This window comes from Shuttleworthella satelles DSM 14600 (assembly GCF_000160115.1).
GTDB classification, from domain to species: domain Bacteria; phylum Bacillota; class Clostridia; order Lachnospirales; family Lachnospiraceae; genus Shuttleworthia; species Shuttleworthia satelles.
The window spans coordinates 67,839-80,799 of record NZ_GG665866.1; the positions used below are offsets into that span (position 1 = coordinate 67,839).

Consider the following 12,961-nt stretch of genomic DNA (forward strand, 5'->3'; position numbering starts at 1 on the left):
GCCAGTCCTCTTCTTCTCTCAATGCAGCAATGATTTTACGGTGTCATTCAAATCCTGTCTTCTCAAAGCTGTTGATACAGCCCTTCTCTCTGCGGTCGGCAATCTCCTGACGCATCTGAGGCAGTTTTTCCTCCAGATCAAATCTGGACAAGAGAACAAACATAACAATTAAGGCAAGCAGGGGAATCACAATGGAGAAACCATAAATGGCCATCTTCGTCGCCAGCGGGGCAACCGCCGGCATGTCCATGGAAGTCTTTGAGGCCATGCAGTTTATCTCAAGAAATGTCTGTGAGCCCATTCGCGTGGGAGATGTCGCCGAGGCCATCCATAAGTCCCGCTCCTATCTGACCAAAAAGTTCAAGCAGGAACTTGGATTTGAAGTCTCCTCTTTCATCATGCGCTGTAAGCTGGAGGAAGCCAAGAGCCTGCTGACCTATACGGATAAAAGTCTCAGCGAAATCAGCAGCTACCTCTGCTTCTCCTCCCAGGCCTATTTCCAGAATGTCTTCAAAAAGCAGCAGAAAATTACTCCCCTGCAATATCGAAAGACGACCCAGATTCTCAATTGAAATTTGCATTCTTCCTCTCCCGATCCGCTCTAAATTCATATACCTGCATTCGATTGCCCTTCCGTTCACGTCACAACTGCTCTCAGACAGGCTGATATAAATTTTCACCAAAACATACTTGGAAATGTTGTACTAAAAACATACACAAGATATTTGTCCGGATATACTTGTTGTGCTACATTTTGACTGTATCTCGATTATCTTCTTTATGGGAGAAGAGGATAAAAATGCGCCGGCATACCGCGATAAAGATACAGGCATCTATTAAGTTGTGAAAACAGCGGTCTTCCAGGACTTCTCTCCGACAGTCTTCTCCTGCTGTTTTCCAGTTCACGAAAGGAGACACAGGTGGGCTTTCAACTAACTGCCGATGGCTTTGCCAAAACCATCGACGCTCTCAAAGAGCACTATCTTATCTATGCTCCCGTTCTCAAGAAAGGTACCGGCCGCTTCACTGACACCGATATTGTCCGCTATGACTTTGTCAATGAGGCTTCTGAAATCGAACTGGAACGGAAATCAGACTATGCGTTTAAGGAGTTTCTAACCCCTCTCTCCGAGACCCTCCTCTTTTTCACCGAAGATCAGGTCAAGGCCGCGGATATTCCAGACAAACCCGTCTTAATCTTTCTGCGCAGCTGTGACCTGCATGCCGTCAGACGCCAGGATGACATGTACTTAAATAACGGCTGGACCCCCGACTGGTTCTTCAAGCGCCGCCGCGACCTGGTCAAGTTTGTTCTGATTGGCTGCAAAAAGTCTTATCAGAACTGTTTCTGTGTTTCCATGGGCAGCAATCGATCCGAGGACGGCTATGTCTTCTCTGTAGAGACGGACGGCGACGGCTTCGCCTGCGATGTTCCTGACACTGGCTTTGTCCCCTTCTTTGCCGCCGGACAGGCCGCGGATATCAAGCCTTCTTATGTGACGAAAAACGACTTCGAAGTTCGCGTTCCTGATCAGGTTCCAGGCGCCATCTTAAAACATGCCCTCTGGGATGAGTACTCCTCCCGCTGCATCGGCTGCGGCCGCTGCAACTATGTCTGCCCCACCTGTACCTGCTACACCATGCAGGACATTTTCTATCATGAGAATGGAAAAGTGGGCGAGCGGCGCAGAGTTGCTGCCGCCTGCATGGTCGACGGATTCACCAATGTCGCCGGCGGCGGCGAATACCGAAAGAGCCAGGGAGAGCGCATGCGCTACCGCGTTCTGCACAAGATTTCCGACCACAAGAAGCGATTTGGAGAGAATATGTGCATCGGCTGCGGCCGCTGTGACGATGCCTGTCCCGAGTATATCTCCTACTCCAACATTCTGAACAAGGTCACCGATGCGGTAGAAAACCTCGGAAAGGAGGTACAGTAAATGTCTGAGAACGCTTATCTCCCCTTCCCGTCCAAAATTCTTGATGTCATCAGGCATACGGCCAAGGAGTATACCTTCCGCATGGAATTCATCGGCGAGGTTAAGCCCGGTCAGTTCTTCGAGGTCTCTGTGCCCAAATTCGGTGAAGCGCCCATTTCCGTCTCTGGAATCGGCTCAAACTATGTGGATCTGACCATCCGCAGGGTCGGCCGGGTCACCAATGAGGTCTTCGAGTCCTATACAGGACAGAACCTCCTTCTCCGCGGTCCCTATGGCAACGGCTTTGATGTCGATCTCTACCGTGACGGCGAGACGGTCGTCGTCGCCGGCGGCACCGGCGTCTCCCCTGTCCGCGGCGTCATAGACGCTTTGGCCGGTATGGAAAACGCCAAAGACAAGTTTGTCATTGCCGGTTTCAGAAGCCCTGACGATATGCTTTTTCGCGATGATTTGCAGCGCTGGGATGACGCCCTGAACCTGACACTGACGGTTGATGGTGCGCCGGAGGGCTACAAGGGTAATATCGGCCTTGTCACAAAGTACATCGCCGACCTTCCCCTTAAGGATATCCCCACTGCCAAGGCAGTTGTCGTCGGTCCTCCTCCCATGATGAAGTTCACCATTATCGAGCTTCAGAAGCGTGGCTTTAAAGACGATCAGATCACCGTATCCTACGAGCGCAAGATGTGCTGCGGGCTCGGAAAATGCGGTCACTGCCGTGTCAATGATAAGTACATCTGTCTGGATGGCCCCGTATTTAACTACAGCCAGGCCAAAGATATGATGGATTAAGGAGGGCAAAATGGGAACATTAGATGTAAATGTCGGCAAGATGAAGAAGAACGCCTTCCGCTATTCCAAGGTGAGGGGCGAGACCGCCTCCCGTGTGCGCATTCCCGGCGGCGTCATTGACTCAAAATCCTTAGGACGTGTGGTTGAGATCGCGGAAAAGTACGGCAAGGGTGTCATTGATATCACCAACCGCCAGGGAATTGAGATCCCGGGGATCAAGTTCGAAGATATGGATGCCGTCAACAAAGAGATCCAGCTGGTCATTGACTCCTTACATATCAACCAGGAGATTCCCGACACCGGCTACGCCTCCTCCGGCACCCGCAATGTCGAGGCCTGCCCGGGCGCAAGACTCTGCCCCTTCGGCTGCTATGACACCACCGCTTTTGCTCAGAAGATGGAGAATACCATCTTCCCCAATGACCGTCACGTTAAGATCGCCTTCACCGGCTGTTCCAACGACTGCGCCAAGGTTCGCCTGGCCGACTTCGGCATCATCGGCATGACAGAGCCTCAGTATGACTCTGACCGCTGCGTCTCCTGCGGTCAATGCGTAGACTACTGCCAGCGCCGGTCCGTCGGAGCCCTCAGCGTGGTCAACAATAAGATCGTCCGTGACACCGCCAAATGTGTGGGCTGTGGCGTCTGCGTCCACTACTGCCCCACCCGGGCCTGGACCAGGTCTAAGGAGCGCTACTTCCGCCTGGTTCTCCTGGGCCGCACCGGCAAGAAGAATCCCCGTCTGGCGGAAGACTTCATCAAGTGGTGCGATGAAGAGAGCATCCTGAAGATGGTTAAGAACGCTTACGCCTACATCGAAGAATATATCGATCCCAATGCGGTAGAACACAAAGAGCATATCGGCTATATTGTTGACCGCACCGGCTTCGAGAAGTTCAAGGAATACATCATGGACGGCGTAGAGCTCGGGCCCAAGGCCGAAGTTGCCGATACCCTCTACTGGGGCGGCAAGCACTATAATCAGTACGGCGGCTGAAGCTGTCTTTGACCGGACAGGAATTATTTTCTATCCCAAATTATTATTCTATCCTTATCAGAGCTGACAGAGGTAACGTATGAGAGCAGGAAAAGCACAGACATTCAAGGAGACGCCTGTCTTTTTCCTGCTCTTTCTGATGCTCCTTTGCGCCTGTCTGGCCTCCATCGCCCTGGGCAGTGTCCCCATTTGTCTTCCCGACCTTCTGGGCGTCCTGTCCGGCCGCATTCGTGAGGGCACTGAATATACCCTCATCTGGCAGATCCGCATTCCCCGAACCCTCGCCTGCCTGGGAGCCGGTCTCGGTTTGTCCAGCTCCGGTCTCATCCTGCAGAACGTCATGAACAATGCTCTCGCCTCTCCCAATACCATCGGTGTCAATTCCGGGGCGGGATTTGCCGTCATGCTCTCCATGGTCTTCTTTCCCACCGCCATCGAGGTCAGAGGTCCCTTTGCCTTCATCGGCGCTCTGGTCACCGCGCTGCTCATCTTCGGTCTGGCCTACCTGACAGATTCCTCCCGCATCACCGTCATCCTGGCCGGCATCACGGTCTCGGCCTTCCTGGGCGCGGGGATGAGTCTGATCAAGATCTTAGACAGTGACCTTCTGATCAATATCAATACCTTCCTGGTCGGCAGTCTCTCCGCTATGAGCTATAGTCAGATTGCCATTCCCCTTGTCATGATCGTCATTGCCTTTCTCATTACCGCCCTCCTGTCCAAGGGGCTCAATATCCTCTCCCTGGGCGATGACATCGCCTCCGGACTGGGGATGAATGTCTCCCGGATTCGCCTGATCTTCCTGATCCTGGCCTCTCTTCTGGCTGGAACCGTTATCTCCTATGCCGGGCTCATCTCCTTTGTAGGCCTGATCGTCCCCCATATTGCCAGGAAGATCTTTGCCAACGACAACCGTCTCCTTCTGCCGGCCTCGGGTCTGCTTGGCGCGGTCTATGTCCTCCTCTGCGACCTGCTCGGCCGCACCCTGATTGCCCCCTATGAGCTCCCGGCCGGCATCATTATGAGCTTTATCGGAGGCCCCTTCTTCCTCTATCTCCTGCTCAGAAAGAAAGGGGGACGCCGCCTTGGATAAGAATCAGATGCCCTGTGAGCTTCAATTTACGTCCGCCGATATTTCCGTCGGCCATACGCCCATCCTGCATGATCTGTCCCTGTCTATTCCCCGGGGTCAGATCACGGTTCTTCTGGGGCCAAATGGCTGCGGCAAGACCAGTCTTCTCCAGTGCCTCAACGGCATGTCTTCCGTCAGCTCCGGTTCTCTGACCTACCAGGGAGAATCCCTGATCGACATGCCTGAGCGCAAACGGGCAAGAAAGATCGCCTTTCTCCCCCAGGTTCGCTCCATTATCCCCAGCATTCCGGTGCACACCCTGGTCGAGCACGGGCGCTTTCCCTACCAGGGCTTTTCCCGCAGGCCAAATGCCGAAGACCGCAGACTTGTCGACCAGGCCATGAAAGCCTGCGGCATCCTGTCCTTCGCCGATCGCAGTGTCGACACTCTCTCCGGCGGCATGCGGCAGAGGGTCTTCCTTGCCATGGTGCTAGCCCAGGCCACCCCTCTGATTGTCCTCGACGAGCCGACGACCTATCTGGATCCGAAATCCCAGAATGAAATCATGGATCTTGTGACTTCTCTGCGAGACCGGGGCAAAACCGTCATTATGGTCCTGCACGACCTGGCCCAGGCCGCCCGCACTGCCGACCATCTGGTCATCATGTCCGACGCGCGCAGGGTGATTGCCTCCGGGCCAAAGGAGGAGGTTCTGAATACTTCCGCCATCTCTGACGTCTTCGGCGTGTCCATGCACAGGGTTTCGATTGACGGGGGATGGCATTATCTCTTCTTCTAGTCAGATATGCTATTCTCACAAGTGACGATCGTGACTGCTGTTTCGATTAACCGGCAAGTTCTTCCGGCGTAAGTACAGCTAAGCCTGCTTTTCTATAGTCCCTCACGTTTCTTGTTACGATACAGTCCATCTTCAAACGCAATGCCGTTTCAGCCATAACTGCATCCTCATAATCACTCATTTGAGATATAAGCGCTTTCTTACAGTCCACTCCCAAGGTGTCCGCAAGATCAAACAGCGTCAGTATCTTTGATATGATTTCTCTTGTTTTCTCATCATCATGCGTGAGTCGGTGGGTCAAATAATAGATATCTGTCACAGATTTTGCTGACAGAAAACCATCCATTTGTCCCTCTGCTGCCAGACGAAAAATTGCTTCTGCAGAACGATTGAATGGTTCTCTCGATTGGAGCGCATCAATGATGACGCAAGTATCAACCAAGGCTCTCATATCTTTTCCCGTCTTTCCCTCTCCGCCTCTTCCAAAGTCATATCCTTCGGCAAAATGCCAAACAGAGATTCCGCTATTTCCATTTTGTTTTGAAAAGGACTTGTTAATTTGGCGATCATCTTCCCGTTTTTGGTGATATAGACATCCTCCTTTTCCGCCATCAACAGGTATTTCCCCATATTTTTTTTCAGTTCTGTAGCTGTAATTGACATTGTTCCTCCTCCCTGTGAAACATTCATTCTCTTCCTTAAAATCAGTATATAATAATCGCACGATAATTTTCAATTTATCGTGCGATTATCTTCTATCATATTGAGTTGATTTTACGTGGAATACTTACAGCTTGCGGCCTCTGCCCTTTTAAAAATGACAGGTCGTCAGCCAATCCCTCCCAGGCGGATTCCGGCAACCAAGGCAAGAATACAGAGGAAGCAGTAGACATATTTACCCAGAGGAACGAACCAGGGGCCGATCTTTCGCTTAGAGCCCATGGTTACCTGTTCCATGACGAAGTCCCTGCCGCAGAACCAGAAGAACATGAGGGCAGCCAGGAAAGCACCCGTGGGACAGATGTAGTTGCTGACGAAATCCATCCAGTCAGAGACAATGCCCTGAATGGCGATCGCGACAACGACACCGATCACTCCGACGGTGATAACAGCCGGAAGCCTCTTGAAGCGGAGCTTCTCCTGCAGGGTTGCTACCGGAGCCTCATAGAGGTTGATCAGAGAACTGATCCCGGCGAAGAGAACACAGGTGAAGAAAACCATGCAGATGATTCTTCCGCCCGGCATTCCGTTGAATACATTGACCAGCCAGATGAACATGAGACCGGGGCCGCCCTTGGACAGGTCTGCGCCGCCGGCAGCCATGGAAGGAATGATAACGCAGGCGGCCAAAAGAGCAGCCAGGGTATCAAAGACGGCGACAATGCGCCCGGAGGAGACCACATCTTCCTTCTTGGAAAGGTACGAGCCGTAGATTACGGTTCCATTTCCCGCAACAGACAGGGAGAAGAAAGCCTGACCGAAGGCAAAGATCCAGAGCAGAGGATCCGTCAGCCTCTTGGGATCAATGGTAAAAATGTAGTGATAACCGGAGATTGCTCCCGGCAAGGTTGCAATATAGATGCCAAGTCCCACAAACATGAAAAAGAGGGCAGGCATCATGAACTTATTGGCTTTCTCAATACCGCCGGCAACCCCCAGGGCCATAATCAGGAAGTTAAAGATCAGGGCAATCACAAGCCAGACGTTGTTGCCCATAGTAACTGCTGTTCCCCCAAAGAGACCGCCGATCTGATCCATATCCTGCCCCAGAGAAGACAGATGTCCGCTGTAGGCCAGGAAGAAGTACTTGATAATCCAGCCGACAACACAGGAGTAGCCGATGGCAAGGGCCAGAGATCCCAGAACCGGAATCAGGCCGATGGCCTCTCCGATTGCCCGCTTGCCAAAGCGCCTCTCGGTCGCCATGCCGAAGGCCCCCATGGGGCCGGCTGCGGCAGAGCGGCCCAGAGCCATCTCTCCGATCACACCGGTCTGACTGACCAGAAATACACAGATAAAATAGGGAATCAAAAATGTCATTCCGCCCCAGATGGAAACCATAATCGGAAATCTCCAGATATTTCCCATGCCGACGGCGGAACCGATACAGGCCATGATGAATCCTGCCTTGGAAGAGAACCCGTCACGACTCGCTCCTGAATCACTCATATGCTTACCCCCTTGCCGCGGCCCCTCTCTCCTCTTTGCCTCCCCCAGGCAAGGAGGAGAAGCCGCAGGTTATCTTATTGATCGCAAAGTTCTTCCCTGCTGGGCTCATAGGGCTCAAGCCAGGCGTGGAAATGACGCATGGGAAGGGTTCTTCCGAAAGTAATCTTCAGATTTGGAATCGTGTCACGATCCTTATAGAGCTGTGCCGCAGCGGCAATGATGTAATCCATGTGCTGCTTGGAGTACTGGCTTCTGTTGATGGCCAGGCGAACCACATTGCAGACCTCAGCCTTCTGCTCCGGAGTCTTCAGATCATACTCCATGGAGAAGTCCCCCAACTCAGAGCAGCGGATTCCATAGCGATGGATCATCTCAAGAGAGAGCGCCTGTCCTGCGAAGCTCTCATGGTCTCTCTTATAACCGAAGAACTTGTCGACATCAATGTAGACCCCATGTCCGCCGGCGGGAAGAACCACCGGTACGCCTGCCTGATGCAGTCCCTGAGCCAGGTACTCGCACTGTCTTACACGCTCATCCTGGTACTCAAATCTCTGCTCCTCATAGAGGCCGACGCAGAGAGCCATGATGTCATGTCCGGACATTCCGCCATAGGAATCATTGCCGTAAGCAGAAATCTGACGAACCTTGAGCAGGTGTCCGATATCTACCTTAACACTTCCATCCTCGTTGAATTCAGAGAAGTTCTTCCAGAAGTAACCCTTGTCGCGGAAAGCCAGAAGACCGCCCATGTTGGCGTGTCCGTTCTTCTTCAGAGACGCGGATACCACATCGAAGTAAGAGAACATCTCCTTGGCGATCTCAGCGATCGACTTGTCCGCGTAGCCCTCCTCATTCATCTTGATGAAGTAGCAGTTCTCAGCCCAGCGTGCTCCATCCATAACAAAGGGGATGCCGTGCTTGTGAGCAATTGCGGAGACAGCTCTCATATTGGCCATAGAGACGGGCTGGCCACAGACGGAGTTATTGGTTACCGTCGTGTAAATGAGGGGAACATTTTCAATGCCGACAGAATCCAGAAGCTGATTGAGCTTGTCAATATCCATATCGCCCTTGAAGGGATTCTTCTCATACTTGCCGCCCTCGGGAATCTCAAAGAGAAGCTCCTTGTGGAAGAGATTGCGGGGCACGCTTCCCATCTGCTTGATGTTTCCCTCTGTGGTGTCAAAATGCGCATTGGACGGAATTGTGAAGACCTTGCCGGGATAGCGCTTAGCCAAAAGGGGCTTGATGACATCAAAGAGCAGAGCCTCAGCACAGCGTCCCTGAGGAACAATGAAGGTGTTGGGTCTCTCCAGCTGATAGGATCCGCCGTTGATGAAGCCGCCCTCCGTATCAACCAGATAGAGCTCATCCATCATCTTCTCCACATCGTCCTTGTCAACGCCGCTGCGGAGCAGGTCAATGGCCCTCTTTTGCTGATCTCCTCTCTCCCAGACATCGCGGAAGGCATCCAGCAGAACATAGTAGCCCTTGTTTCTTCCGTAGGACTCATCGCCCAGGAACATAGCCCCCCACTGGGCATCGGTCATGGATGTTGTGCCGGAATCAGACAGGCAATCCACATAGAGCATCCCGGCCGGGAAAGCAAACTCATTGTAATGGGTGGCCTTCAGAGCCCGTAATCGCTGCTCTGCCGTTACGGTTGGCAGATTGCGGACGACGTGTGTAAAAGACTTTGGCGCTTCAACATTCAAAGGATATTCCATAATTATACCTCCTGTAAATGCAGTAGAATAGGCCTTTTCGTATTCTACTGTCAAAATAGCTCAGATACCCCGGTCATCGACTCCCCCCTTTGGTCGAACCGACTGGCGGACGGTATAGGTTCCCTCTATCTGCCTGATCCCTCCCTTCTGCAATCATCTACGTGTTTTCTTTCAAAGGCCTTATTGACTTTATGAGATTATTTTATCACTGTCGGCAGTTTTTTCAATTCGTATCGTTTGATTTATGTACTATATACGATATTTTCTCTTTATTTTTGGCTATTTTGACGATCTATTTGCTTGAAAGATTTGAGTATGAGAATATTTTTGCATTATCCGGGAGATTTTGTTATGGTGGATAGACAAGAAAGGCGGCGCTACCATGAAAGAAAACAAGCTTGACCAATATCGACAGTTAGTCTCCTTCCTGGGACAGGTTCTTGGCCCCGACTATGAAGTTGTTCTCTCCGACCTCCATTCTATCCTGGCCATCAGCAACGGTCAGGTGAGCGGGCGCTCGGTCGGTGGTCCCTTAAGCGACGTCGCCCTCAGGATCCTTAAGACCAATCGACAGTCGAAAGACTCCTGCACTCTCAATTACCAGGGGCGGGGGATCAACGGAAAGCTCCTTCGCTGCTCCACCTTCTTTCTGAAGGCGCCTGGCGGACGCCTGGAGGGACTCTTATGCATCAACTTTGACGACTCCCGCTACCATGAGCTCGCCCAAAGCGTCTTTTCCCTCTGCCATCCGGATGCCTATCTCCAGCAGAATGTCCAGATCAGCCAGGTCTCCCAGTCCGGCTCGGAGACCTTCTACTCTGACCTCTCCACCCTCATCGACGACATGTTCGCAAGAGTCACCTGCTCCTCAGACCTGCCGGACCATCGCCTGCCTTACCGGGACAAGCTCAATATTGTCTCTTCCCTCTACCAGAACGGGGTTTTCTCCGTCAAGGGAACCATTCCTGAGGTCTCTGCCCGTCTCGGAGTCTCCTCCGCAACCCTCTACCGCTATATCAGCAAGGTCAAGAAAGAGGCAGACCCTGCCATACCATAAGGGAAAATGCCGTCATGAAAACATCATGGCAAAAGGGTCTTCCATCTTACTTATTTCTTCCTGCGAAAGCGATCCAGGAAGGAGCCTGCTGACATGGATTTTGCATTCGGATCCGCTGCGCATACGTAATCATAGAGATTATTCTCCTCGCCATCCCGGATTCGCTTCATCACTCTTTGCACCGGCCAGAATATGCTCGTTCCAATCTGTACCTGAATATTTAATTCGCCCTGCGGATCACTGTCATCCGTCTTCCAGCTTCCATGATAGACCCGGTTCATGGTCTCACCCACATAGCTTCCAATCGCGAAAATAATGGAACCGCTGTTCCCCTCAAACAGCTGGGGATTTTCCTGGATCCAGCGCTCGATCTCCCGGATCGATTCCAGAGAGTAATCCGCCCTGTATCCTGTTTTACTGAGATTTCCCGCTGCCCACTCACTGGCCGTGTGAATATCTTCCATCAGCGTGTGTTTCTGTGCCATATCATGCTCCTCTCTCCATCTCCGCCGTCGCCAACCCCATGATAGAGACTGGACTTATTTGAAAGATGATATGCTCTTATTTCGATCCCTCCTGTTTTGGGAAAAGGATATCCGCAACTCCCTCATAGGCCTTGCCCCAATTGGCATTGGGCTTGATCTGATAAAGGAACTTATCCATCATGTGAAACTTCCCCTGCTTTACCGCAGTCAGGCTCTGCCAGGCAGGATCCGATGAAAGGGTCTTTTCAACCGCCCGCTTGGCCTTATCCGTATCTGACCCCATTGTCGTGGCAAAGATATCGTCCGGATTCGACGCGACGACCGCCTCCATAGAAAAATCACCCTTGATAGAGGAATCCTTGTCAGCCACATTTTCCGCGCCCAGGTCCTTAAGGATCTCACCCAGGACAATCTCATTGCTCCCCATGACCTTAATGGCGCCGGAGCTGGCCACACGAATGACAAGAACTCTCGGATGCGATCCGTCCGCCCGTTTCTTGACCTGAGCGATCTGCTCCTGTACCTTGATCCCATTCTGCTCATACAGATCCGCCCTGCCCGTGATATCCGTCATGATTTTCAGCATGGACAGGTAATCGTCGAAGGAATCCACCTTGAAGAAGGCAGCCGGGATGCCTGCCTGTTTCAATTGATCATAGAGCCCCGTCTGAGCGTCAAATTTGGATGACCCTATGATAAAGTCAGGCTTTTCAGAGATCAGCTGTTCTAAATTGGGATGATACTGGTCTCCCAGATTTACAACATCATTTCCCAATTTGAGATTGGGATTGGTCCAGGAATCCTTAACTGTCGCTGATACCGTACCGCCGGCAGACTGCCAGACATCCACGAAAGATCCCATAAGAACTGCCACCTTTTTCGGATTCTTAACAGTGATCTCATGACCGAGAGAATCCTGAAACGTCACCTCCCTGTCCTGTTTTGCCGCCTCCTGATTGACAGCCTGCTGTCCTGCCGGCTTGCCACAGCCTGCCAAGAGAATGGCGGACATTGCCAGGGCCAGGAGCACTCTCATCTTTTTCACTTTCTCTCTCCTCTTCTAATCTCCGTCGGGAATTTTATCCTGATATGTATCTTAGCACAGGCCCTTCTTTCCGAATACCGCTGATTCCCCTGCCGTCTCCCCTCTTGCTGCCTGTTTTCCCTCAGTTTTTCCCGTTCTTTCGGCGAAAGCTATCTCCTCTCTTCGGATGCTTCGCAGAAAATCATTCCCCCAAAATCTCTGCCACACGTCGACGCAGAACAGGGACCACTTCCTTCATGAACCAGGGGTTCTTTCCCTGCCAGCGGAAATTCAGGGGAGACGGATGCACAATTGGGAAATACTTGGGCAGGTACTCCTGATATGCCCGCACTGTCTCGGTCAGGTTGCGCTTGGCATCCTTACCCAGATAATAATCCATCGCGTATTTGCCGATGATGATGGTCAGCTGTATCTGATCCATATAGGCAAGGATCTCCTGGTGGTACTCCTGGGCTATGAACTTGCGCGGGGGCTTATCTCCGCTTCCGGAGGCGGATTTCCCCGGGAAATAGAAGTCCATGGGCATAATGGCGATCCTCTCGGAGTAGAAGGTATCTCTGTCGATTCCCATCCAGTCCATCAGTTTCTCTCCGGACTTGTCATTGAATGGAATCAGAGACTCCTCCACCTTCTTGCCCGGCGCCTGCCCGATGATGAGAATCCTGGCCTCTTTGTGCAGTTGATAGACCGGTGGGATATCTCGCCTGGTATATTCCGCGTTGCGGGGATCCTCTTCTAATCGCTTCGTAAGTTCTTCGACGCTCTTCATCCCTTGCCCTCCTTTCCTCTTTCACGGTTAATTTCCCTATAAGTCAATTTAACTTAATATATGTTATATCATCTTTGAGAGCTTCTTTGATGTATCTGCAACAAATATG

At 51.9% G+C, this 12,961-nt stretch carries 15 protein-coding genes; 7 read left to right on the forward strand and 8 right to left on the reverse strand.

Annotated features, from left to right (window positions below; translation table 11 throughout):
- Window positions 1–43: 43 nt before the first annotated feature.
- A complete protein-coding gene (locus GCWU000342_RS10070) occupies window positions 44–214 on the reverse strand; it encodes a hypothetical protein (protein WP_207635015.1) in 171 nt (56 codons plus the stop codon).
- Between GCWU000342_RS10070 and GCWU000342_RS00300 the strand changes: the two genes are divergently transcribed.
- The 6 genes from GCWU000342_RS00300 (at window position 207) to GCWU000342_RS00325 (ending at window position 5,600) form a co-directional block, all read left to right on the forward strand.
- Complete coding sequence (locus tag GCWU000342_RS00300; RefSeq protein WP_006905117.1) at window positions 207–572, forward strand: helix-turn-helix transcriptional regulator; 366 nt, start codon at window positions 207–209, stop codon at window positions 570–572. The two genes, GCWU000342_RS10070 and GCWU000342_RS00300, sit on opposite strands and share 8 nt — an antisense overlap.
- 348 nt (window positions 573–920) lie before the next feature.
- Window positions 921–1,940: an anaerobic sulfite reductase subunit AsrA gene (asrA, locus tag GCWU000342_RS00305; RefSeq protein ID WP_006905119.1), complete on the forward strand. Its 1,020-nt coding sequence runs from the start codon at window positions 921–923 to the stop codon at window positions 1,938–1,940.
- Window positions 1,941–2,732, forward strand: a complete 792-nt coding sequence (asrB, locus tag GCWU000342_RS00310) for an anaerobic sulfite reductase subunit AsrB (protein WP_006905120.1) — start codon at window positions 1,941–1,943, stop codon at window positions 2,730–2,732.
- A gap of 10 nt (window positions 2,733–2,742) precedes the next feature.
- Window positions 2,743–3,729 (forward strand): sulfite reductase subunit C, encoded by a 987-nt coding sequence (gene asrC / locus GCWU000342_RS00315; protein ID WP_006905121.1) that lies wholly within the window; start codon window positions 2,743–2,745, stop codon window positions 3,727–3,729.
- A gap of 79 nt (window positions 3,730–3,808) precedes the next feature.
- Complete coding sequence (locus tag GCWU000342_RS00320; protein WP_006905122.1) at window positions 3,809–4,822, forward strand: FecCD family ABC transporter permease; 1,014 nt, start codon at window positions 3,809–3,811, stop codon at window positions 4,820–4,822.
- On the forward strand, window positions 4,815–5,600 hold the full coding sequence (locus tag GCWU000342_RS00325; RefSeq protein WP_006905123.1) for an ABC transporter ATP-binding protein: 786 nt from the start codon (window positions 4,815–4,817) through the stop codon (window positions 5,598–5,600). Before GCWU000342_RS00320 ends, GCWU000342_RS00325 begins: the two co-directional genes overlap by 8 nt.
- Window positions 5,601–5,646: 46 nt before the next feature.
- On the opposite strand, the gene GCWU000342_RS00330 is transcribed toward GCWU000342_RS00325, so the two are convergent.
- The 4 genes from GCWU000342_RS00330 to GCWU000342_RS00345 form a co-directional block, all read right to left on the reverse strand.
- Entirely contained in the window at window positions 5,647–6,051 is a 405-nt protein-coding gene (locus tag GCWU000342_RS00330; protein ID WP_006905124.1) for a PIN domain-containing protein, read from the reverse strand.
- Complete coding sequence (locus tag GCWU000342_RS00335) at window positions 6,048–6,290, reverse strand: type II toxin-antitoxin system Phd/YefM family antitoxin (RefSeq protein WP_006905125.1); 243 nt, start codon at window positions 6,288–6,290, stop codon at window positions 6,048–6,050. The genes GCWU000342_RS00330 and GCWU000342_RS00335 overlap by 4 nt, the downstream gene beginning before the upstream one ends.
- A 138-nt stretch (window positions 6,291–6,428) precedes the next feature.
- A complete protein-coding gene (locus GCWU000342_RS00340; RefSeq protein ID WP_006905126.1) occupies window positions 6,429–7,769 on the reverse strand; it encodes a sodium-dependent transporter in 1,341 nt (446 codons plus the stop codon).
- A gap of 74 nt (window positions 7,770–7,843) precedes the next feature.
- Window positions 7,844–9,496: a tryptophanase gene (locus GCWU000342_RS00345; protein ID WP_006905127.1), complete on the reverse strand. Its 1,653-nt coding sequence runs from the start codon at window positions 9,494–9,496 to the stop codon at window positions 7,844–7,846.
- A gap of 382 nt (window positions 9,497–9,878) precedes the next feature.
- Between GCWU000342_RS00345 and GCWU000342_RS00350 the strand changes: the two genes are divergently transcribed.
- Complete coding sequence (locus GCWU000342_RS00350) at window positions 9,879–10,553, forward strand: helix-turn-helix transcriptional regulator (protein WP_044961277.1); 675 nt, start codon at window positions 9,879–9,881, stop codon at window positions 10,551–10,553.
- Between the two features lie 50 nt (window positions 10,554–10,603).
- Here GCWU000342_RS00350 and GCWU000342_RS00355 read toward each other — a convergent pair whose 3' ends face one another.
- The 3 genes from GCWU000342_RS00355 to GCWU000342_RS00365 form a co-directional block, all read right to left on the reverse strand.
- Window positions 10,604–11,038, reverse strand: coding sequence for a hypothetical protein (locus GCWU000342_RS00355; protein ID WP_006905130.1), 435 nt, complete (start codon window positions 11,036–11,038; stop codon window positions 10,604–10,606).
- A gap of 76 nt (window positions 11,039–11,114) precedes the next feature.
- Window positions 11,115–12,074 carry an ABC transporter substrate-binding protein gene (locus tag GCWU000342_RS00360; RefSeq protein ID WP_006905131.1) on the reverse strand — a complete coding sequence of 320 codons (960 nt, stop codon included), beginning with the start codon at window positions 12,072–12,074 and terminating at the stop codon, window positions 11,115–11,117.
- 190 nt (window positions 12,075–12,264) lie between these two features.
- On the reverse strand, window positions 12,265–12,852 hold the full coding sequence (locus tag GCWU000342_RS00365; protein ID WP_006905133.1) for a uracil-DNA glycosylase family protein: 588 nt from the start codon (window positions 12,850–12,852) through the stop codon (window positions 12,265–12,267).
- Window positions 12,853–12,961: the final 109 nt, after the last annotated feature.

Coding starts and splice junctions, on each gene's coding strand:
- GCWU000342_RS00360 (WP_006905131.1), bottom strand. CDS start 12,074: ATGAGAGTGCTCCTGGCCCTGGCAATGTCCGCCATTCTCTTGGCAGGC.
- GCWU000342_RS00335 (WP_006905125.1), bottom strand. CDS start 6,290: ATGAATGTTTCACAGGGAGGAGGAACAATGTCAATTACAGCTACAGAA.
- GCWU000342_RS00345 (WP_006905127.1), bottom strand. CDS start 9,496: ATGGAATATCCTTTGAATGTTGAAGCGCCAAAGTCTTTTACACACGTC.
- GCWU000342_RS00350 (WP_044961277.1), top strand. CDS start 9,879: ATGAAAGAAAACAAGCTTGACCAATATCGACAGTTAGTCTCCTTCCTG.
- GCWU000342_RS00330 (WP_006905124.1), bottom strand. CDS start 6,051: ATGAGAGCCTTGGTTGATACTTGCGTCATCATTGATGCGCTCCAATCG.
- asrC (WP_006905121.1), top strand. CDS start 2,743: ATGGGAACATTAGATGTAAATGTCGGCAAGATGAAGAAGAACGCCTTC.
- GCWU000342_RS00340 (WP_006905126.1), bottom strand. CDS start 7,769: ATGAGTGATTCAGGAGCGAGTCGTGACGGGTTCTCTTCCAAGGCAGGA.
- GCWU000342_RS00320 (WP_006905122.1), top strand. CDS start 3,809: ATGAGAGCAGGAAAAGCACAGACATTCAAGGAGACGCCTGTCTTTTTC.
- asrB (WP_006905120.1), top strand. CDS start 1,941: ATGTCTGAGAACGCTTATCTCCCCTTCCCGTCCAAAATTCTTGATGTC.
- GCWU000342_RS10070 (WP_207635015.1), bottom strand. CDS start 214: ATGGCCATTTATGGTTTCTCCATTGTGATTCCCCTGCTTGCCTTAATT.
- GCWU000342_RS00365 (WP_006905133.1), bottom strand. CDS start 12,852: ATGAAGAGCGTCGAAGAACTTACGAAGCGATTAGAAGAGGATCCCCGC.
- GCWU000342_RS00355 (WP_006905130.1), bottom strand. CDS start 11,038: ATGGCACAGAAACACACGCTGATGGAAGATATTCACACGGCCAGTGAG.
- GCWU000342_RS00300 (WP_006905117.1), top strand. CDS start 207: ATGGCCATCTTCGTCGCCAGCGGGGCAACCGCCGGCATGTCCATGGAA.